Source organism: Vibrio sp. Vb1574 (assembly GCF_033338675.1).
On the sequence record NZ_JAWOTC010000040.1, the window covers coordinates 13,478 to 32,844 of the forward strand.

Consider the following 19,367-nt stretch of genomic DNA (forward strand, 5'->3'; position numbering starts at 1 on the left):
GCATGAATGGCGGACAGATTGGTAATGTAGATTTAGTAAAACAGCTTAACAGCGCTGCGGTATATAGGCTGATTGATCAGCAAGGTCCTATCTCCCGTATTCAAGTCGCGGACGTGAGTCAGCTCGCGCCTGCTAGTGTTACCAAAATAACCCGCCAACTTTTAGAGCGCGGCCTTATTAAGGAGGTCGCCCAACAAGCTTCAACTGGTGGTCGTCGTGCGATCTCTTTGACTACTGAAGTCAAACCTTTTCATTCGATTGCCGTTCGCTTAGGTCGAGATTACGTACAGTTCAGTTTATACGATTTAGGTGGTACCGCGCTGGCAGAAGATCAGCATGAACTGCACTACACTAACCAAGCAGACTTAATCGCAGGACTTATCGATTTATTAAAAGATTTCGTAAGCCGTTGCGAAGACAAAATTGATCAACTCATCGCTATCGGCATCACTTTACCGGGCCTTGTTAACCCAACAACTGGCGTGGTCGAATACATGCCTAATACCGATATCGATAATCTTGCTCTCGGTGAAATTGTTGGAGAGAAGTTTAATACAGCATGCTTTGTTGGCAACGACGTACGTGGCATGGCGTTGGCTGAGCACTACTTTGGAGCAAGCCAAGACTGCCAGGATTCTATTTTGGTTAGCGTCCACCGCGGTACTGGCGCAGGTATTATCGTTAACGGCCAGGTTTTTCTTGGTTTTAACCGCAACGTCGGTGAAATTGGTCATATCCAAATTGACCCGCTTGGTGAGCAATGCCAATGTGGAAACTTTGGCTGTTTAGAAACCGTAGCTGCAAACCCAGCGATTATTCAACGAGTGAAGCAACTGATTACTCAAGGATACGAATCAAGCTTAACCGACCTTGAAAACATCACAATTGAAGCGGTATGTCAGCACGCAATGAATGGTGATGAACTTGCGAAACAGAGTTTAGTGCGAGTGGGCAACCAGCTAGGTAAAGCGATTGCGATTACGGTTAACTTATTTAATCCACAGAAAATTGTAATTGCTGGCGATATTACTGCAGCACAAGATATTCTTTTCCCTGCAATTCAACGCAACGTAGAGAATCAATCTCTTAAAACTTTCCATAACGACCTCCCTATCGTGGCTTCTCACATTGATAAGCAGCCAACGATGGGCGCATTTGCGATGATTAAACGCGCTATGCTGAACGGAGTTTTGTTACAAAAGTTACTGGAAGACTAAGTTTATACAACCAATTGAGTTACAATCTCGGGCTGTGTTTTCACAGCCCGTTTTTGTATATCAGGAATACAGCTTAACAGTATGGAAATTATTCTAATTACAGCCGCTTTTTTAGCTGGTTTTATTGCGCTTAAATGCAGCCTCCCTCCCCTCGTTGGTTTTCTACTAGCTGGATTTGGCTTGCATGCATTTGGTTACCAAAGCAATGACGTTATCGTCACTCTCGCAGATCTTGGTGTTACTCTTCTTCTGTTTACTATTGGACTCAAACTCGATGTAAAAACCCTGCTGTCCAAAGAAATATGGGGAGGGGCAACCGCCCACAACATACTCTCTACCGCTTTTTTTGCCCTAGCGTTATCCGGCTTAAAACTACTGGGCTTGACTTCGCTAGCCAGTATGGACGGCAGCCAAATCCTGCTTTTAGCTTTTGCACTATCGTTCTCTAGTACCGTTTTTGCCGTAAAAGCATTGCAAGAAAAAGGCGAAATGAACGCGACCTACGGCACACTCGCGATCGGTATCTTGGTTATGCAAGATATTTTTGCCGTAGTATTCCTGACTGCTTCAACCGGAAAAGTCCCAGAATGGTATGCCATCGGTTTGTTCGCACTGCCTTTCCTTCGTCCTCTATTCTATAAGCTGCTCGATAAAGTTGGCCACGGTGAAATGCTAGTGCTATTCGGTATTTTCTTCGCGCTTGTTATCGGTGCTGGGCTATTCGAGTTGGTCGGGATGAAACCAGACTTGGGCGCGCTAATTTTAGGCATGCTACTCGCAGGTCACCCAAAAGCCTCAGAACTATCCAAGTCATTATTCAATATGAAGGAGCTCTTTTTAGTCTGCTTCTTTTTGAACATTGGTTTATCCGCCTCATTGAGCGTGAATGGCGTCGTTCTCGCCCTGCTATTTATCTTACTGCTACCAATCAAAGGACTCTTGTACTTCGTCACTATTAATCATTTTAAGTTTCGAGTACGTACCTCTTTGCTCGCCTCTTTATCACTATTTAACTACAGTGAGTTTGGTCTTATTGTTGCTGGGTTGGCCTATAAAATGGGCTGGATGCCAAGTGATATGCTTGCTGCGATTGCGGTTGCGGTGTCGGTATCCTTTGTAATTTCCGCGCCACTTAACCGCCTTAGCCATAAAATTTATCAACATTCAGGTAAGTGGCTGCAAGAGACAGCGGTAGAAAAGCTCAATCAACGCGACCAACTCATCAACCCAGGTCATGCCCAAGTATTGATCTTAGGTATGGGGCGTATTGGAACGGGCGCTTATGATGAGCTACGTTCACGCTATGGCAAAATTTCATTGGGTATAGAAATTCGTGAAGACGCTGCACATCATCATCGTTCAGAAGGAAGAAATGTGATTTCTGGTGATGCCACCGACCCGGATTTCTGGGAGCGAATTTTAGATACAGGTCATGTAAAACTGGTTCTGCTTGCAATGCCACATCATCAAGGTAACCAAACAGCACTTGAGCAGCTTAAACGCAGAAAATATAAGGGGCAAATTGCCGCTATCGCCGAATACCCAGATCAATTGGAAGGCTTACTTGAAAATGGCGTTGACGCAGCATTCAATATTTATAGTGAAGCTGGTAGCGGTTTTGCTCGACACGTCTGTAAACAACTTCAACCTAAATTCACACCAATTAAATAAGCAACAGCACTGATATTTTTCGGAAGGCTTTCTATTGATAGAAAGCCTTTTTTGTATAGTTTTTATACCAAACATTGATCTCATTCACCAAAACAACGGTTTAGTTAAATATTTTCCATACAAAAAGGCCTTTTATCATTTTTTTAATCACAAAACGTTGCTTTTTTTATTAGTAATGGCAAATTTAAACCATACCGATTAGAAATTGTTTAGTTTAGTAAGGATGTAGTATGTGTTCAGTATTTGGCATTTTAGACATTAAAAGCGATGCAGCCGCATTGCGCCCTATCGCATTAGAGATGTCGAAAAAACTTCGTCACCGTGGCCCAGACTGGTCTGGGATTTACTCTTCAGAGCGTGCTATTTTAGCGCACGAGCGCTTGGCGATTGTTGGTCTAAATAGTGGTGCACAGCCGCTATACAGCCCTGATAAGAAGCTCATCCTTGCCGTCAATGGTGAAATCTACAACCATAAAGAAATTCGTGCTCGTTACGAAGGAAAGTACGAATTTCAAACCGATTCAGACTGTGAAGTCATTCTTGCACTTTACCAAGATATGGGTGCAGATCTCCTTGAAGAACTAAACGGTATTTTCGCTTTTGTGCTCTACGACGAAGAAAAAGATGAGTATTTAGTCGGCCGTGACCATATTGGTATTATCCCTCTTTATCAAGGTCACGATGAGCATGGTAACTACTATGTGGCATCAGAGATGAAGGCTCTTGTTCCAGTATGTAAAACAGTAAGTGAATTCCCTCCTGGTAGCTACTACAGCTCTAAAGATACTGAGCCAACACGTTACTATGTTCGTGACTGGAACGAGTACGCAGCAGTACAAGGTAACAGCACTAGCAAAGAAGAATTGACTGAAGCGCTAGAAGCGGCTGTTAAACGCCAACTAATGACTGACGTGCCTTACGGTGTACTTCTTTCAGGCGGTCTAGATTCTTCTATTACATCTGCGGTAGCAAAACGCTTTGCAGCGATGCGTATTGAAGATGATGAAAAGTCTGAAGCTTGGTGGCCTCAACTGCACTCTTTTGCTGTTGGCCTAGAAGGCGCGCCTGACCTGAAAGCAGCTCGTGAAGTTGCCGACCAAATTGGTACCGTTCACCACGAAATGACGTACACGATTCAAGAAGGTTTGGACGCGATTCGTGACGTGATTTACCACATTGAAACGTATGACGTGACGACTATCCGCGCATCAACACCTATGTTCTTAATGGGTCGTAAGATCAAAGCGATGGGTATCAAGATGGTATTGTCTGGTGAAGGCGCTGACGAAATCTTTGGTGGCTACCTTTACTTCCACAAGGCGCCAAACGCGAAAGAGTTCCACGAGGAGACAGTGCGTAAACTGCTTGCTCTGAACATGTTCGACTGTGCTCGTGCTAACAAGTCGCTGGCAGCATGGGGAGTTGAAGGACGCGTACCTTTCCTAGATAAAGAGTTCATAGATGTAGCAATGCGCTTGAACCCAGCAGACAAGATGTGTGGCAACGGTAAAATGGAGAAACACATCCTTCGTGAGTGCTTCGAGCACTACCTGCCAGAATCGATCGCATGGCGTCAAAAAGAGCAATTCTCTGATGGCGTTGGCTACAGCTGGATCGATACGCTGAAAGAAGTCGCGGAACAGAAAGTGACAGACCAGCAGATGGAAACAGCTCAATATCGATTCCCATACAACACGCCAACGACAAAAGAAGGCTACGTGTACCGTGAAATCTTTGAAGAGTTATTCCCACTTCCATCAGCAGCAGAGTGTGTACCAGGAGGCCCTTCAGTAGCGTGTTCTTCAGCGAAGGCGATTGAATGGGATGAATCGTTCCAAAACTGTGTTGACCCATCAGGTCGTGCAGTACAGACCGTTCACAACGATTCATACTAATTCTCTACGATAAAGATAAGGGTTGGTTCGTCCAACCCTTTTAAAACAGACAAAAAATTAGATACGATCAATTAGATACGATCAAAAAGAGGTGCTTTTGCACCTCTTTTTATGTTTGATGGAATTAGGCTATTTTAAATCTAAATCACTATTGTCTATGCTGACAGGAACACGCTTGGTGATCATCTGAACTAGCATAATTGAGCGTTTCTCACCATCTTGTTCTTGGAAGATGGCATCTATGCCCGCAAATTGACCGCTTTTAACTCTAATTTGATCGCCTGGTTTTGGCATGCATTCAGAAACGGTATTGTCATTACAACACTTTTCTAGCTGCATCAATTCGAAGACCAAGTCACCTTGAACTTCTTTCGGTTGAGCACCAAAACGCACAAAGTCAACAACACCTCGAGTAGAGCGGACTGAGGTGAAGTTTGGCCCTTGCTCATAATCAAAGTAAGCGAATACGTAACAAGGAAACAGCGGTTCCTCGACTTTTTGTCTTTTCCCGCGCAAAATCTTCTCAACTTCTACAGTTGGATAAAAGCACTCTACACCTTGGTTTTCAAGGTGTTGTTTCGCCCTAACCTGCTCCCCACGTTTACAATAAAGTAGATACCAACGTTTCATCTTTTTACTAGCCAATTCTATTTTGTTTTTATCCTAGCATTAAGCCAAAGTTGAGTCATTGATATTCAGTTTATCTATAAAAGTATGATTATACATCGCTCGCATTAACGAAATTTTTCAGCAACTTACGATAAAGAAGTCCATAGGCAAAAATGGAAATTAAGTTTGTAACACAACCAATACACCATCATATAATCTGCAAATCCAACCAAAAACAGCCACTTAACAAACAAAAATAGTTGAATGGCAAAATTTTATTATTTGTCACTCGTTGAATTGCATTGTATACGTAGAAGTCGTTAAAAAATGTAATAACTATTATTAGAAGAGCTTATGTCAAACCAACATCAATATTTTGGTCATCCACGTGGCCTGTTCTTATTGTTCGGTACTGAACTGTGGGAACGCTTTTCTTACTACGCAATGCGTGCCATTCTCGTGCTTTACCTTACTGATACAACAATGAATGGCGGCCTTGGCTGGTCAACCAAAGACGCATTAGACCTATACGGCATATACACAGGGCTTGTGTATATCACGCCTCTTATCGGTGGTTACCTAGCAGATAACTATTTAGGTCAACGTCGCTCAATTTTGCTTGGTGGCGCGTTAATGGCCATCGGCCAGTTTACTCTTGCACTTCCTGCTGATGCTTTAGGTATTGGTTCGCTACACAGTTTCTATTTAGGTCTTGGCCTACTTATCACTGGTAACGGTCTCTTTAAGCCAAATATCTCAACCATGGTTGGCGACCTTTATCAAGAAGGTGACAACCGTCGTGACGGCGCATTCACTATCTTTTATATGGGTATCAACTTAGGTGCATTACTTGCCGGCGTCGTTTCTGGCTCTGTGACAACCTCTTACGGTTGGAAAGCAGGCTTTGTTGCCGCTGGTGTGGGTATGCTGGTTAGCCTAGTGATGCAAATGGTACTGGCTCAATCATGGCTTGGTGATATTGGTCGCGAACCAGCGGCGAAACGAGATCTAAATAACAAAAACGCCACCACGAAGCAGCCACTCACCAAAGAAGAAGTGAATCGACTAAAAGTAATTCTGGTCATGAGCTTATTCACTATTGTCTTCTGGGCAGGCTTTGAACAAGCAGGTGGCCTGATGAACATCTACACTCAACAATATACTGATCGCATGATTGGTGGTTTCGAAGTTCCTGCTGCGTGGTTCCAATCACTAAACCCATTTTTCATTATTACTCTAGCGCCAGTTCTGGCTGTCCTTTGGGTAAAATTGGGTAAACGTGAACCTACTTCGCCAGTGAAATTTGCGATGGCACTATTTTTCTTGGCGATTGGTTTCCTTTGTATGGTTGGCGCAGTGCTAGAACAAGGTGGAGATACAACAGTAAAAACATCGATGTTATGGTTGGTCGGCGCTTTCTTCTTCCACACATTAGGCGAGCTGTGTTTATCACCAATTGGTCTTTCATTGGTGACTAAATTAGCACCGCTTCGCTTAGCTTCACTTATGATGGGTGCATGGTTTGGCTGTAATGCGATTGCTAACTATGTTGCGGGCTATGTGGGCTCTCACGTAGGCGAGTTAGGCGCTATGGCTATCTTTAGTGGTATTGCGGTCAGCGCAACCGTAAGTGGCGTAATTTTGCTCCTATTCTCTAATACACTCGTTCGCTGGATGCATGGCGCTGAAAATACGCACAGCACGGCAGAGCAAGTAGAAGAGCAGCAAGTACAAGTTGCTTGATCGCTCAACTAAACGTAGAAAGGGTCGCTATTGCGACCCTTTTTTGTATCTAAAGTTTAGATTGAACTAACTCAACCATCATCTCGATATGAAGTTCACTATCGTTCAAACAAGGGATGTAGGTAAAGTTTTCGCCACCAGCTTCAAGGAAAATCTCTTTACACTCTTCCGAGATCTCTTCCAACGTCTCTAAACAATCTGACGAAAATGCAGGGGTCACAACATTAATATTTTTCACACCCTTTGCCGGAAGTGCCTCTAGGGTCTTATCGGTATAAGGTTGAAGCCACTCTTCTCTCCCAAATCGGGACTGATACGTCATGCCAATTTGTTGTTCGCTTAAACCTAACGCTTCCCCAAGCAAGCGAGTCGTCTCTTCACAATGCTGTGGGTAAACATCACCATTGTCAGCATAGCGTTTTGGAATACCATGATAAGAACACAGCAGGTAATCTCCCTGACCATTCTTTTGCCAATGTTCACGAACTGAATGCGCTAACGCTTCAATATATTTCGGGTGATTGTAATAATCACGAATAAAGCTAAAGCCTGGCATCATCGGCAGGTTTTTAAATGCTTTAGTGATTCCGTCAGAAACCGCTGCCGTTGTTGTGCCCGAGTATTGCGGATACAAAGGTAAAACAATGACTTCATCAACGCCTTGCGCCAATAGGGCTTCAAAGCCTGATTGCAAACTTGGGTTACCATACGTCATACCAAGTTCTACAGGTATATCAAGCTTTTGTGCTAACTTTTCCGTTTGGCGTTGAGAGTACACCATCAACGGCGAGCCCTCTTCCATCCATACTGATTGATAGAGTTTGGCAACTTTAGGAGCTCGGATAGGAAGGATAACGCCGTGCAATAGTGGACACCAAAGCCATCGAGTCATGTCTACCACTCGGTGATCATGAAGAAACTGACTTAAAAAGCGCTTTACGGCAGGAGCGGTTGGTGCGTCAGGAGTTCCCAGGTTAACTAGGAGTACACCCTGTTTATTATTCTCTTTCATAACATCCTATTCATGGTAAACGGCTTGGTTCATATATTTAAGTAACCTCGAAGTAACGAATAGCCGAGCTGAAGTTAATTAGATATATGTTTACGAGTAAACTAAAAAAAGCGACCACTTGGGCCGCTTTCAATATATCAAAATATTAAATTTTTGACTTCAGCAAATTAAGATAGTGCTTTCTCGATATCCGCACTAACTTCAGCTACTTGCTTAGTACCATCAAACTTAAGGTACTTAGTCTTGCCTGCTTCAGCTTCTTTGCCGTAGTAGTTGATTAGCGGTGCAGTTTGCTCGTGGTAAACACCTAGACGAGCACGTACTGTTTCTTCTTTGTCGTCATCACGAACAACAAGATCTTCACCAGTTACATCATCTTTACCTTCCACTTTAGGCGGGTTGTAAACCACGTGGTAAGTACGACCAGAAGGAAGGTGAGCACGACGACCAGCCATACGCTCAACAATTACATCGTCTGCAACGTCAAATTCGATAACGTAGTCTACGTCTACGCCCATTTCTTTTAGGCCGTCAGCTTGAGGGATAGTACGTGGGAAACCATCTAGTAGGAAACCGTTTGCACAGTCTTCTTGAGCGATACGCTCTTTGATAAGACCAAGGATGATTTCATCAGAAACTAGCTGACCAGCGTCAATAACAGCTTTAGCTTGTTTACCAAGCTCTGTACCTGCTTTGATAGCAGCACGAAGCATATCACCAGTAGAGATTTGTGGAATACCGTATTTTTCCATGATGAAGTTTGCTTGTGTGCCTTTACCTGCACCTGGAGCACCTAGAAGAATGATGCGCATGATTTATCCTCTTTAATATTTAAGATTTATACCGAAGCTCACAATATCTGACCTCTTAGACATCAAACCTGAGAAGCACCTGCAACGATAAGTTTCGGTATAACGTATATAGGCGAGCAAAAATACACGCCTTATTACTCACATTCAAGTCGCAGATTCTATCACAGGTTCTCTGAGCAAAGAGTGTATTAAGACTAAAGAATGTTAACAGTACCCTCTTTCACGCCCTATTGATTATTAACTCAGCACTTGAGATGCAAAATTTTGCGACAACAAACAAAAAGCTCGCGAAATGCGAGCTTTTTGATTTGCAGAGGTTATTACACCTTAGTCAAAAGTTGATTAACGGCTCCTAAGAACTCTGTTGGATCCTCAATAGAGCCTCGCTCCGCTAGCATTGCCTGACCAAGCAGAACTTCAACCCAGCGACCAAACGCTTCTTCATCGGCTTCGTCAGCCATACGCTTAACCAATTCGTGCTCAGGGTTTAGCTCAAAGATGTATTTCACTTCCGGCACAGCTTGACCAGCTGCCGCAAGAAGCTTCGCCATTTGAGTGCCCATTTCGTAATCGTCCGTTACCACAACAGCAGGCGTAGATGCGAGTTTGAAGGTCGTACGAACTTCTTTCACACGATCGCCTAGGTAAGACTTCGTGCGCTCTACAACCGACTTAAACTCTTCTTCGGTTTCTTTTTGCTTCTCTTTTTCTGCTTCATCTTCAAACTGACTTAGATCAAGCCCAGCTTTAGTGATTGACTGGAACTGTTTACCATCAAACTCAGTTAAGTAGTTCATCAGCCACTCATCAATGCGGTCGTACATCAAAATAACTTCAATGCCTTTCGCTTTGAACTGTTCTAAGTGAGGGCTGTTTTTCGCAGCTGCATAGCTGTCTGCCGTCAAGTAGTAGATCTTATCTTGACCTTCTTTCATGCGCTCAACGTAAGACGCCAAGCCCACAGTTTGCTCAGAAGAGTCCACTTCAGTTGAGGCAAAGCGCAATAAACCTGCAACTTTCTCTTTGTTTGCAAAGTCCTCCGCAGGGCCCTCTTTCATCACAAGACCAAACTCTTTCCAGAATGATTGGTATTTCTCTTCGTCATTCTTGGCCATACGCTCGAGCATCGTTAGCACGCGCTTAGTACAAGCATTACGTAGAGACTGAGTCACTTTATTGTCCTGTAAGATCTCACGCGATACGTTTAGCGGTAAATCGTTTGAGTCTATTAAACCACGTACGAAGCGTAAGTATGACGGCATAAATTGCTCTGCATCGTCCATAATGAATACGCGCTGTACGTACAGTTTCAAGCCTGATTTGTGGTCGCGGTTCATCATATCCCAAGGTGCTTTCGATGGGATGTATAGTAAGCTCGTGTAGTCGTTTTTACCTTCTACACGGTTATGACTCCAGACCAAGGGATCGGCAAAGTCATGTGATACGTGCTTGTAGAACTCTTGATACTCTTCTTCTGAAATATCAGATTTGTTACGCGTCCACAGTGCTTGGGCTTTGTTGATTTGCTCCCACTTCTTCTCATCCGTTTCCTTGCCTTCGTCATCACGAACAACAGTTTGGATTGAAACAGGAATGCCGATGTGATCAGAGTACTTACTGATAACGTCACGTAGACGCCACTCATTCAAAAACTCTTTACCCTCTTCACGCATATGAAGAATGATGTCGGTACCACGTGACTCTTTGGTAATGTTTTCGATGGTGTACTCACCTTCACCCGCTGAGTGCCATTGTACCGCTTCATCAGCGGCTAGACCCGCAGCGCGAGTGCGCACGGTAACGGCGTCAGCAACGATAAATGCCGAGTAGAAACCAACACCAAACTGACCAATAAGCTGAGAGTCTTTGCTCTGCTCTTCAGATAGCTTTGAGAAAAACTCGGCTGTTCCAGATTTTGCGATTGTTCCTAAGTGCTCAATCACATCATCACGGCTCATACCGATACCGTTATCAGAAATGGTTAAGGTATTTGCGCTTTCATCAAACGACAGTTTCACGCAAAGGTCTGCATTACCTTCGTATAGATCTGGGTTAGATAACGCCTGAAAGCGCAGTTTGTCTGATGCATCTGATGCGTTAGAGATCAGCTCGCGCAAAAAGATCTCTTTATTTGAATAAAGAGAATGGATCATTAAATGCAGTAGTTGTTTTACTTCTGATTGAAAACCACGAGTTTCTTTATTTTGAGATACGGTTTCGCTCATGTGTGCTCCATAACATCTAAACTAATTGGCTTTTTCATAGGGACAAGTTTGTGACTTTCCCCTTGAAATCACCTTACCGAGATGTCATTTAACATGTGGCTGACAAATGTAAATTCAAGGTCAATATTGCTAAAAACGGTGTTTTTTTAGAAAATTTTAATTATCCTACCCGTCTAAAAGCATCTAAAATGTCGTGCGCACTCCAAGCGCCCCGGTAATTTTGTGACATAAATCACCATAATTACAACATCATCCATCTAAGAAGAACTAAATGACTAACATTGGCACCAAATTTCTACTTGCTCAAAGGTTCACCTTTGATCCAAATAGTAATTCGCTCGCTGACCAACAAAACGGCAACGACGTTGTACGATTAGGAAGCAACGAAAGCCGTATACTTCTGATGTTGGCAGAGAGACCAAACGAAGTTTTAACCCGTAACGAGCTTCACGAGTTTGTTTGGCGTGAGCAAGGTTTTGAGGTGGATGACTCAAGCCTGACTCAAGCGATTTCTACTCTGCGTAAGATGTTGAAGGATTCAACAAAATCTCCAGAGTTTGTTAAAACGGTACCTAAACGTGGCTACCAACTCATTTGTTCAGTGGAACGCTTGAGCCCATTTTCTACTGACTCTAACACTGACGTTGAAGAAACCGCTTCTGAACACGAAGCGCCAGCAGTGGAGTTAGAAGCGAGCGATACACCACCAACAGAGATAGTGACCGATACTACTGCTGATCTTGAGCCTCAAGTAGAGCCGACTAAAACTCAGCCGAAGCCAGCATCTAACACGATTAACTGGCTACCGCGTGTCATTATCTTTTTGTCTCTGCTGCTTCCTGTTTGCGTATTGTTATTCACGAACCCTGCGGAATCCCAATTCCGTCAGATTGGTGAGTATCAAAATGTACCAGTAATGACACCTGTAAATCACCCTCAAATCAACAACTGGTTGCCTTCAATAGAGCAATGCATTGAGCGCTACGTGAAGCACCATGCAGAAGACTCGTTGCCAGTTGAAGTGATTGCCACTGGTGGACAAAATAACCAGCTGATTCTGAACTACATTCATGACAGTAACCACTCTTACGAGAACGTAACACTGCGTATTTTCGCAGGTCAAAACGATCCAACAGACATCTGCAAATAAAGGAGGCCAATATGAAGATTAAATTAGCATCTGCGGTTTTGGCCGTATCCGTTCTTTTCAGTAGTTGGTTGTATTGGGGAAGTGACCTAAAAGTGGAGCAGCTCCTCACAGCAAACGAATGGCAGTCGACCATGGTGACAGTCATTACAGACAGCTTGCCTGACGATACTGTCGGCCCACTACGCCGAGTTAATGTTGAATCAAACGTGAAATATCTCCCTAATGGTGACTATATTCGCGTAGCAAATATCAAACTATTCGCTCAAGGTTCAACCGCAGAATCAACGATAAATATCTCGGAAAAAGGCCGCTGGGAAGTAAGTGACAACTATTTGTTGGTCTCGCCTTCGGAGTTTAAAGATATTTCATCTTCTCAATCAAAAGACTTTTCCGAAGCACAGCTACGTTTGATTACTCAAATTTTTAAGCTAGATGCGGAGCAAAGTCGTCGTATTGACGTCGTGAACGAAAAAACACTATTGCTCACTAGCTTGAACCACGGTTCTTCGGTACTGTTTAAAAACTAATTTTGATTGGATGATAAGGGGGCAAGACGCCCCCTTTGTTTTGCTTATGGATTGGCTAGATACCCTTACCCTTTTTTTCGGTTCACTAATCGCCAACACGCTGGCTTCACTTTCCGGTGGCGGAGCAGGCTTGCTTCAATTCCCTTTACTCATCTTTCTCGGCTTACCGTTCTCCGTTGCGCTAGGCACACATAAAGTGGCTTCGGTCGCTTTAGGCTTAGGCGCAGCAAGCACGCATTTAAGATCAGGCACTATTAAATGGAAAATCGCGCTCTACCTTATCTTGTCCGGTAGTATTGGCGTGATTTTAGGGGCTAACTTAATTGTACAGATCCCTGATGGTATCGCGGAAAAGATGCTCGGTACGATGATCCTAGCGCTAGGTATCTACTCGCGATTTAAGACATCGCTAGGCCAAGCTGAAGTAATACGCAACCGTCATCCTATTGGTTGGGTTATTGGTGGAATTGGCTTACTGTTTATCGGCATCATCAACGGATCTCTTACCGCAGGTTCTGGTTTGCTCGTGACACTATTTTTGGTGCGCTGGTTTGGTTACAACTACAAACAAGCCGTTGCTTACACCATGATTTGTGTCGGCCTGTTTTGGAATGGCATTGGAGGCATTGCCGTCGTACAGGCAGGGGCCCCTATTCACTGGGCTTGGCTGCCTGTTTTATTGTTAAGCTCATTTCTAGGCGGCAGTTTAGGCGCATGGGCCGCGACTCGATACAGTAACAGAGTGATTAAAGTTGCATTCGAAATTCTCACGTTTGCCGTGGGCATCAAGTTGCTGGTTTAAAAAGATTAAAAGGAAAGTTTCATGGATAAAGCAATCATTGATATTTATTACTGCCGCCAGTGCAACTGGATGTTGCGTTCAACTTGGCTATCGCAAGAATTACTGCATACTTTTAGCGAAGAAATAGAAACAATCAGGTTACACCCAGACACAGGTGGTCGCTTCGAAATTTTCTGTAATGGCCAACAAATTTGGGAACGGAAAAAAGACAGCGGCTTTCCTGAAGCCAAGGTGCTAAAACAGCGCGTTAGAGACATTATCGACCCAGAACGCGATTTAGGACATTCAGACACAAAATAGGGAGCAATTCGCTCCCTATTTTTTTACTTAGTAAAACCGTTAAATCATGGTTTGTGCTAATACTTCGCCTTCTGGCGTTTTTACCGTTAGCTTATTGTCTTCTAGAGTACCAAAGCTTCTCGGTAAGCCATTACGTGGGAATGTCATCGAGCCTGGGTTGAATATAATGGCTCCATCTTGCATCTCTGCGACGGGAACATGTGTATGCCCGTGGGCGATGATATCACCTTCGCGCAGTGGCGGCCGTTTTTCAGAGTTGTACAAGTGACCATGAGTCAAAAAGATTCTCTTGCCAGATTCAAGTAGCACCCATGAGTAATCCATCATCATTGGAAACTTCAATAGCATTTGGTCCACTTCACTATCACAGTTGCCACGTACAGAAATAATTTGATCACTGTATTGGTTCAATAAGTCTGCTACCTGTGGAGGGTTGTAGCCTTCCGGAATAGGGTTTCGCGGCCCATGGTTTAGCGTATCTCCTAGCAAAATCATGTGGTGCGCACCAGAGGCCAGAAATAGCTCAATGGTTTCTTTAGTTGCTGGCAAAGAGCCATGCAGGTCTGAGGCAAAAAATAGTTTCACGACATTGTCTCCTCAAAAAGTATGAGGTCATTCTACGGCATTTTTTTAGCAGCTCAACCTACGACGGTTTGAATACTACTGATAGCGCAATGATTCAATGACCATAGGCAAAACATAGAACCATGCTGCATACGCTGTTCCAACCAACACCAGTATCCAAAACACCATCGACATAAATTTTGATTTGGCTAGATGGTGCAGCGGATCGGGCTCTCCGCATCCTGGACATGCATGAGCGCGTTTTGAGATTTGTTTCTCACACACGGGGCAAGAGACTAAAGGCATGATACAGATTCCTCGACATTAGGCTTAGGGCGCAAAGAATAATGGTGAATTAACACATATGCAACCTAACATATATTAAATATTTTAGTTCTTTGTAACAGTCGCTGACTTGAGAAAAAATTCGTTGATTTTTCATTTATATCAACCTATTACACTTCTTCTCGCACCATACCGTTGATGACAATATTGTTATAACTCACCATCCCAATGACCTCGCCACTTTCAATGACCGGCGCTCTGCTTATGCCAAATCGCTCAAACAAACGTGCACAATATTTTACGTTCATATCTGGTTCGACACACAAAGCGGGCTTGGTCATGATTTCATAAATATTTGTGCGCTGAGGAGAACGATTATTCGCCAGCACCTTTTTGGCGATATCATTCATCAACACGATGCCATATTCATCATTATCATCTCGCTTTTTCACCACCAGCGCTTTGACTTGGTATTTTTTCGCTAGCGTTATGCCTTCGTATACGGTCATCAGTCCATCAACCATTACATACGTTGCCGCCATAACATCTCGAACTCTAATTATCGTTTGACTGCTCATAATTCATCCTCGACTACTTTGGTCAATGTCTCGACTTGATGCGCGACACCGACTGCATCTTCAATATCGATCTGAACAGCAATCCCCTGTCCCGACTCTCTGTCAAATTCACCAACCTCATTAATGGTCTCTAATATGTGTCGAGATAGATGTTCCTCGACCACAAACAGCAGCACATCTTTTTGCACTTCTAGCGTTAAACCAAAAAACGTTCGCTTTTGATTTAAACCTTGCCCGCGAGCATTGTTAATCACTGTTGCACCGGTCGCACCAGCATCGCGTGCAGCGTCCAACACCTTGTCTGTTTTGCTGTCTTCAACAAACGCAAGTATCAATTTAAAGCGCATTTTCTTCTTCCTCCGAGACGTTTTTATTCAGCCACTGGGTTATTTGCGCATAGCCCATCACAGAGATCATAGGAAATAGACTGGCAAACGCGATCAAGCCAAAGCCATCAATCATTGGGTTTCTTCCAGGGACGGTCGAAGCAAGCCCTAACCCTAATGCAGTTACAAGTGGGACAGTGACGGTAGAAGTTGTTACGCCTCCAGAATCGTAGGCGAGTGGAACAATAAGCTTAGGAGCGTAAAACGTTTGAATCACAACGACGATGTAACCCGCGATGATGTAATAATGAATGGGATCGCCCACGACAATCCGGTAACTCCCTAATGCAATACCAATTGCCACCCCAAACGCAACGGCTACGCGCAAGCCGTTAATACTGATACTGCCTCCAGAGACTTGGTTTGCTTTTATCGCTACAGCGATTAAAGAAGGCTCTGCAATCGTGGTACTAAAGCCTATAAAAAAGGCGAAGGTGTAAACCCAATAATAGTCGACCCACATTAAGGCTTTCCCTACCGATACTTTGAACTCTTGTAAAAACTCCGGCGCCGTTAATTGCACAGCCATCGTCTCCCCAAGTGGAAACAACGCCATTTCTAATCCAAGTAAAAAAAGAGCTAACCCGAAAATCACATAAACGAACCCAAGCAAAACTTTCTTAAGGTTGCTAACAGGACGCCTTAACACCGCTAACTGAAAACCAAAAATAATGCTGGCGATGGGAACGACGTCTCGAACGGTCGATAACAAAGTGTCTAGGAAATGATCAATTGAAATCATGTTACGACCATTCCGTAAACCATCACAAACATCATCGGTAACAGCGAGGCAAAAGCGATTAAACCAAAGCCATCCACCATAGGGTTACGCCCTTTAATAGAAGACGCTAAACCGACACCCAGTGCAGTGACCAAAGGTACTGTTATGGTGGACGTGGTTACACCTCCTGAATCGTAAGCGACGCCAATAATGGCTTCAGGTGCAAACCACGTCAGTATTACAACGCCGACGTAGCCACCAATGATCATGTAATGAATCGGCCACCCTTTTAAGATACGCAAAACGCCGATAACGATGGCTATCCCCACAGAGAGAGCTACTGTTACTCGAAGTCCTTCTCCGTAATCCTGCATGGACTGCTCTGAGTTAGCGATCATTCCGCCCTCTGCCGCAACTTCTGAGGCTTCTTCCGCTACCGCGGTTAATGCAGGTTCAGCTATCGTGGTGCCAAACCCCAAACAAAACGCAAAGACTAATAACCAAAACACGCTGCCTTTTTTTGCAAAGGCTTGAGCCATACTCTCTCCGATAGGAAAAAGACCAAGTTCTAGGCCAAAGATAAAAAAGGTTAATCCTAAAACGACAAGCAACAAGCCAAAAAGAATGGAGACCAGGTTGGGCAGCGGCTCTTGCAAAACGACTAATTGGAAAAAAGTGATAACAATGATGATGGGTAATAAGTCACGAGCACTATTGAGGAGCGCTCGAAAAAGCGCAACAAATGCTTCCATGCCTATCCTCCTTGATTGTGCAAACTGATTACGCTCGTTCCAATGAGCGATAACTTCTAGTCTGGCATAGATTTCACTCTTCTACCGTGAATGCACTAGCGCCATCTATAACATTTAGTTACATATTTTCTAATATGTGAAGTTAATAGTATCTCTGCCAGCTTGTCACTATCCCAGAAATAATGGTGTTGAGATGATCAAGCTAAGCACAAAACGACTATAATGTTCTAATACGTGTACATTCAAAGAGATAACATGAAGATATTACTCACAGGTGGCACTGGGTTTATTGGCTCGGAGTTGCTCAAGCTGCTATCAACTCACCAAGTTATGCTACTTACACGCTCTCCAGAGCGAGCAAAACAACGCCTACAGCATGCTGATCTGGGTAATATCGAATACCTTGACTCGCTCGAGTCGTTCGCCGATCTCAATCACGTTGATGCCGTCATTAATCTTGCAGGTGAGCCTATTGCGGATAAAAGGTGGACCAGCGAGCAAAAAGAAAAAATCTGCAAAAGTCGTTGGAAAATTACCGAGCAAATTGTTGAGCTGATCCACGCAAGTACCGAACCTCCCTCTGTTTTTATTAGTGGCTCGGCAGTTGGCTACTATGGTGATCAACAAGACCATCCGTTTGATGAGTGCTTACATGTTAATAGCGACGACTTTCCTCACGAGGTTTGTGCAAAGTGGGAGCAAATAGCCAAGCGCGCAGAGTCGGAGCAAACTCGGGTTTGTCTAATGAGAACTGGCGTGGTACTCGGCCTTAATGGTGGTGCGTTGGCAAAGATGCTATTACCTTACAAGCTTGGCGTAGGCGGCCCACTTGGGAACGGTAATCAGTACATGCCTTGGATTCACATCCTAGATATGGTCCGCGCCATCATGTACTTGCTTGAAACACCACATGCCCACGGTGCATTCAATATGTGCGCCCCCCATCCTGTGACTAATCGTATATTCAGCGGCACACTAGCTAAAACGCTAAAACGTCCGCATATCTTGTTCACGCCTAAATGGGCGATGGAACTCCTAATGGGAGAATCTTCCTGCTTATTGTTTGATAGCATGAGAGCCAAACCCAAAAAACTCACCGAACTGGGCTTTAAATTTAGCTACTCCAGAATAGAGCCAGCACTCAAGCACTTGCTTCATGACCGGAGCTGATGAATGATGGCTCTAATCAAGGTTTCTGAGTCTTAAATTAAATTATGAAAAAGTCGATTCTTATTACGGGTTGTTCAACCGGCATCGGTTACGTGTGCGCTCACGCCCTACAAAACAAGGGATTTAATGTCATTGCATCTTGTAGGAAAGAACAAGATGTCCAGCGCCTAATTAATGAAGGGCTAACCTGCATCAATCTAGACCTAAATAGCCCAGAAAGCATTTCTTCGGGCGTGAAGCAAGCGCTAGAGTTAGCAGAAGGTAAGCTTTACGCAGTGTTCAATAATGGTGCCTATGGTCAGCCCGGAGCATTGGAAGACTTACCCACCGAGGCTCTTCAAGATCAATTTCAGACCAACTTTTTTGGTTGGCACCAGTTGGTCAGAGAGGTGCTTCCTCATATGCGCCAGCAAGGCGAAGGACGCATCATACAAAACAGCTCTGTTCTTGGTTTTGCCGCAATGAAATACCGTGGTGCCTATAATGCATCAAAATTTGCCTTAGAAGGCTGGACAGATACGCTCAGGCTAGAGCTTGCGGATACGAATATCAAAGTGGCATTGATAGAACCAGGACCGATCGAAACTCAATTTAGAAACAATGCATTACGAGCCTTTGAGAAGTGGGTTGATATTGAATCTAGCCCCCATCGTCATGCTTATGAAGGACAAAGAGAGCGACTCAACAACGACAAGTCTAATAATCGATTTGTTTTGCCTGCAGAGTCTTGCATCGCACCAGTTCTTCATGCATTAACTAGCGTTTCACCGAAAATTCGTTATCGAATTACTACACCGACTAAATTATTCGCAGTCTTGAAAAGACTATTACCAACCCGTGTACTTGATAAAATTTTGCGACAGGCTGCATAAAAAAGTTTTGTCGAAATGTAATTTCACCGTAACAATGTGATGTCATTATGAACATGTAGGTTAAAAAAACCTCAAC

Annotated in this window: 20 protein-coding genes; 10 read left to right on the top strand and 10 right to left on the bottom strand. The window is 43.9% G+C overall.

Annotated elements, in window-relative coordinates; genetic code table 11:
• Positions 1 to 2: 2 nt before the first annotated feature.
• From nagC to asnB, 3 genes are all read left to right on the top strand, one after another.
• Positions 3 to 1,217, top strand: a complete 1,215-nt coding sequence (gene nagC / locus R7O12_RS19155) for a DNA-binding transcriptional regulator NagC (RefSeq protein ID WP_053307520.1) — start codon at positions 3 to 5, stop codon at positions 1,215 to 1,217.
• An 81-nt stretch (positions 1,218 to 1,298) separates the two neighbouring features.
• Complete coding sequence (locus R7O12_RS19160; RefSeq protein WP_047102890.1) at positions 1,299 to 2,888, top strand: cation:proton antiporter family protein; 1,590 nt, start codon at positions 1,299 to 1,301, stop codon at positions 2,886 to 2,888.
• Positions 2,889 to 3,118: 230 nt separating this feature from the next.
• Positions 3,119 to 4,783: an asparagine synthase B gene (gene asnB, locus R7O12_RS19165; RefSeq protein WP_005384979.1), complete on the top strand. Its 1,665-nt coding sequence runs from the start codon at positions 3,119 to 3,121 to the stop codon at positions 4,781 to 4,783.
• 129 nt (positions 4,784 to 4,912) lie between these two features.
• On the opposite strand, the gene rfaH is transcribed toward asnB, so the two are convergent.
• Positions 4,913 to 5,413, bottom strand: a complete 501-nt coding sequence (rfaH, locus tag R7O12_RS19170) for a transcription/translation regulatory transformer protein RfaH (protein WP_005382098.1) — start codon at positions 5,411 to 5,413, stop codon at positions 4,913 to 4,915.
• Positions 5,414 to 5,746: 333 nt separating this feature from the next.
• On the opposite strand from rfaH, the gene R7O12_RS19175 reads away from it, so the two are divergent.
• Positions 5,747 to 7,135 carry a peptide MFS transporter gene (locus tag R7O12_RS19175; RefSeq protein ID WP_005382097.1) on the top strand — a complete coding sequence of 463 codons (1,389 nt, stop codon included), beginning with the start codon at positions 5,747 to 5,749 and terminating at the stop codon, positions 7,133 to 7,135.
• Positions 7,136 to 7,184: 49 nt separating this feature from the next.
• On the opposite strand, the gene hemH is transcribed toward R7O12_RS19175, so the two are convergent.
• The 3 genes from hemH to htpG all read right to left on the bottom strand — a co-directional run bounded on the left by hemH (position 7,185) and on the right by htpG (position 11,184).
• A complete protein-coding gene (gene hemH / locus R7O12_RS19180) occupies positions 7,185 to 8,147 on the bottom strand; it encodes a ferrochelatase (RefSeq protein ID WP_151514579.1) in 963 nt (320 codons plus the stop codon).
• A 167-nt stretch (positions 8,148 to 8,314) separates the two neighbouring features.
• The gene (gene adk / locus R7O12_RS19185) at positions 8,315 to 8,959 is read right to left on the bottom strand and encodes an adenylate kinase (protein WP_005382094.1); all 645 of its coding nucleotides are present in this window, start codon (positions 8,957 to 8,959) and stop codon (positions 8,315 to 8,317) included.
• A 320-nt stretch (positions 8,960 to 9,279) separates the two neighbouring features.
• Entirely contained in the window at positions 9,280 to 11,184 is a 1,905-nt protein-coding gene (gene htpG, locus R7O12_RS19190; protein WP_017819957.1) for a molecular chaperone HtpG, read from the bottom strand.
• A gap of 271 nt (positions 11,185 to 11,455) precedes the next feature.
• Here htpG and R7O12_RS19195 point away from each other — a divergent pair, with 271 nt between their 5' ends.
• From R7O12_RS19195 to R7O12_RS19210, 4 genes are read left to right on the top strand one after another with little or no spacing between them, the layout of a single operon-like run.
• Positions 11,456 to 12,334 (top strand): transcriptional regulator, encoded by an 879-nt coding sequence (locus R7O12_RS19195; RefSeq protein WP_017819958.1) that lies wholly within the window; start codon positions 11,456 to 11,458, stop codon positions 12,332 to 12,334.
• 11 nt (positions 12,335 to 12,345) lie between these two features.
• Positions 12,346 to 12,861 carry a transmembrane regulator ToxS gene (toxS, locus tag R7O12_RS19200; protein WP_005382091.1) on the top strand — a complete coding sequence of 172 codons (516 nt, stop codon included), beginning with the start codon at positions 12,346 to 12,348 and terminating at the stop codon, positions 12,859 to 12,861.
• A 46-nt stretch (positions 12,862 to 12,907) separates the two neighbouring features.
• A complete protein-coding gene (locus R7O12_RS19205; protein ID WP_315956901.1) occupies positions 12,908 to 13,663 on the top strand; it encodes a sulfite exporter TauE/SafE family protein in 756 nt (251 codons plus the stop codon).
• A gap of 21 nt (positions 13,664 to 13,684) precedes the next feature.
• The gene (locus R7O12_RS19210; RefSeq protein WP_151514577.1) at positions 13,685 to 13,963 is read left to right on the top strand and encodes a SelT/SelW/SelH family protein; all 279 of its coding nucleotides are present in this window, start codon (positions 13,685 to 13,687) and stop codon (positions 13,961 to 13,963) included.
• 39 nt (positions 13,964 to 14,002) lie between these two features.
• Here R7O12_RS19210 and yfcE read toward each other — a convergent pair whose 3' ends face one another.
• The 6 genes from yfcE to R7O12_RS19240 all read right to left on the bottom strand — a co-directional run bounded on the left by yfcE (position 14,003) and on the right by R7O12_RS19240 (position 17,249).
• Entirely contained in the window at positions 14,003 to 14,548 is a 546-nt protein-coding gene (gene yfcE, locus R7O12_RS19215) for a phosphodiesterase (protein WP_138939153.1), read from the bottom strand.
• A gap of 75 nt (positions 14,549 to 14,623) precedes the next feature.
• Positions 14,624 to 14,833 carry a hypothetical protein gene (locus R7O12_RS19220; RefSeq protein ID WP_005382086.1) on the bottom strand — a complete coding sequence of 70 codons (210 nt, stop codon included), beginning with the start codon at positions 14,831 to 14,833 and terminating at the stop codon, positions 14,624 to 14,626.
• Between the two features lie 149 nt (positions 14,834 to 14,982).
• Positions 14,983 to 15,390, bottom strand: coding sequence for a CBS domain-containing protein (locus tag R7O12_RS19225; RefSeq protein WP_031781352.1), 408 nt, complete (start codon positions 15,388 to 15,390; stop codon positions 14,983 to 14,985).
• A complete protein-coding gene (locus R7O12_RS19230; protein WP_054578025.1) occupies positions 15,387 to 15,737 on the bottom strand; it encodes a P-II family nitrogen regulator in 351 nt (116 codons plus the stop codon). The genes R7O12_RS19225 and R7O12_RS19230 overlap by 4 nt, the downstream gene beginning before the upstream one ends.
• Complete coding sequence (locus R7O12_RS19235) at positions 15,727 to 16,518, bottom strand: DUF1538 domain-containing protein (RefSeq protein ID WP_005382078.1); 792 nt, start codon at positions 16,516 to 16,518, stop codon at positions 15,727 to 15,729. Before R7O12_RS19235 ends, R7O12_RS19230 begins: the two co-directional genes overlap by 11 nt.
• Entirely contained in the window at positions 16,515 to 17,249 is a 735-nt protein-coding gene (locus tag R7O12_RS19240; RefSeq protein WP_005382077.1) for a DUF1538 domain-containing protein, read from the bottom strand. Before R7O12_RS19240 ends, R7O12_RS19235 begins: the two co-directional genes overlap by 4 nt.
• A 255-nt stretch (positions 17,250 to 17,504) precedes the next feature.
• On the opposite strand from R7O12_RS19240, the gene R7O12_RS19245 reads away from it, so the two are divergent.
• Positions 17,505 to 18,419: a TIGR01777 family oxidoreductase gene (locus R7O12_RS19245; protein WP_047102894.1), complete on the top strand. Its 915-nt coding sequence runs from the start codon at positions 17,505 to 17,507 to the stop codon at positions 18,417 to 18,419.
• A 44-nt stretch (positions 18,420 to 18,463) separates the two neighbouring features.
• Entirely contained in the window at positions 18,464 to 19,291 is an 828-nt protein-coding gene (locus tag R7O12_RS19250) for an SDR family oxidoreductase (RefSeq protein ID WP_025766996.1), read from the top strand.
• Positions 19,292 to 19,367: the final 76 nt, after the last annotated feature.

Bases quoted from the DNA above. Each gene is read 5' to 3' on its own strand.
- R7O12_RS19230 (WP_054578025.1), bottom strand. From the start codon at position 15,737: ATGCGCTTTAAATTGATACTTGCGTTTGTTGAAGACAGCAAAACAGAC.
- R7O12_RS19250 (WP_025766996.1), top strand. From the start codon at position 18,464: ATGAAAAAGTCGATTCTTATTACGGGTTGTTCAACCGGCATCGGTTAC.
- R7O12_RS19175 (WP_005382097.1), top strand. From the start codon at position 5,747: ATGTCAAACCAACATCAATATTTTGGTCATCCACGTGGCCTGTTCTTA.
- asnB (WP_005384979.1), top strand. From the start codon at position 3,119: ATGTGTTCAGTATTTGGCATTTTAGACATTAAAAGCGATGCAGCCGCA.
- R7O12_RS19195 (WP_017819958.1), top strand. From the start codon at position 11,456: ATGACTAACATTGGCACCAAATTTCTACTTGCTCAAAGGTTCACCTTT.
- R7O12_RS19245 (WP_047102894.1), top strand. From the start codon at position 17,505: ATGAAGATATTACTCACAGGTGGCACTGGGTTTATTGGCTCGGAGTTG.
- R7O12_RS19160 (WP_047102890.1), top strand. From the start codon at position 1,299: ATGGAAATTATTCTAATTACAGCCGCTTTTTTAGCTGGTTTTATTGCG.
- nagC (WP_053307520.1), top strand. From the start codon at position 3: ATGAATGGCGGACAGATTGGTAATGTAGATTTAGTAAAACAGCTTAAC.
- R7O12_RS19210 (WP_151514577.1), top strand. From the start codon at position 13,685: ATGGATAAAGCAATCATTGATATTTATTACTGCCGCCAGTGCAACTGG.
- htpG (WP_017819957.1), bottom strand. From the start codon at position 11,184: ATGAGCGAAACCGTATCTCAAAATAAAGAAACTCGTGGTTTTCAATCA.
- R7O12_RS19225 (WP_031781352.1), bottom strand. From the start codon at position 15,390: ATGAGCAGTCAAACGATAATTAGAGTTCGAGATGTTATGGCGGCAACG.
- hemH (WP_151514579.1), bottom strand. From the start codon at position 8,147: ATGAAAGAGAATAATAAACAGGGTGTACTCCTAGTTAACCTGGGAACT.
- rfaH (WP_005382098.1), bottom strand. From the start codon at position 5,413: ATGAAACGTTGGTATCTACTTTATTGTAAACGTGGGGAGCAGGTTAGG.
- toxS (WP_005382091.1), top strand. From the start codon at position 12,346: ATGAAGATTAAATTAGCATCTGCGGTTTTGGCCGTATCCGTTCTTTTC.
- R7O12_RS19240 (WP_005382077.1), bottom strand. From the start codon at position 17,249: ATGGAAGCATTTGTTGCGCTTTTTCGAGCGCTCCTCAATAGTGCTCGT.
- R7O12_RS19205 (WP_315956901.1), top strand. From the start codon at position 12,908: ATGGATTGGCTAGATACCCTTACCCTTTTTTTCGGTTCACTAATCGCC.
- adk (WP_005382094.1), bottom strand. From the start codon at position 8,959: ATGCGCATCATTCTTCTAGGTGCTCCAGGTGCAGGTAAAGGCACACAA.
- R7O12_RS19235 (WP_005382078.1), bottom strand. From the start codon at position 16,518: ATGATTTCAATTGATCATTTCCTAGACACTTTGTTATCGACCGTTCGA.
- R7O12_RS19220 (WP_005382086.1), bottom strand. From the start codon at position 14,833: ATGCCTTTAGTCTCTTGCCCCGTGTGTGAGAAACAAATCTCAAAACGC.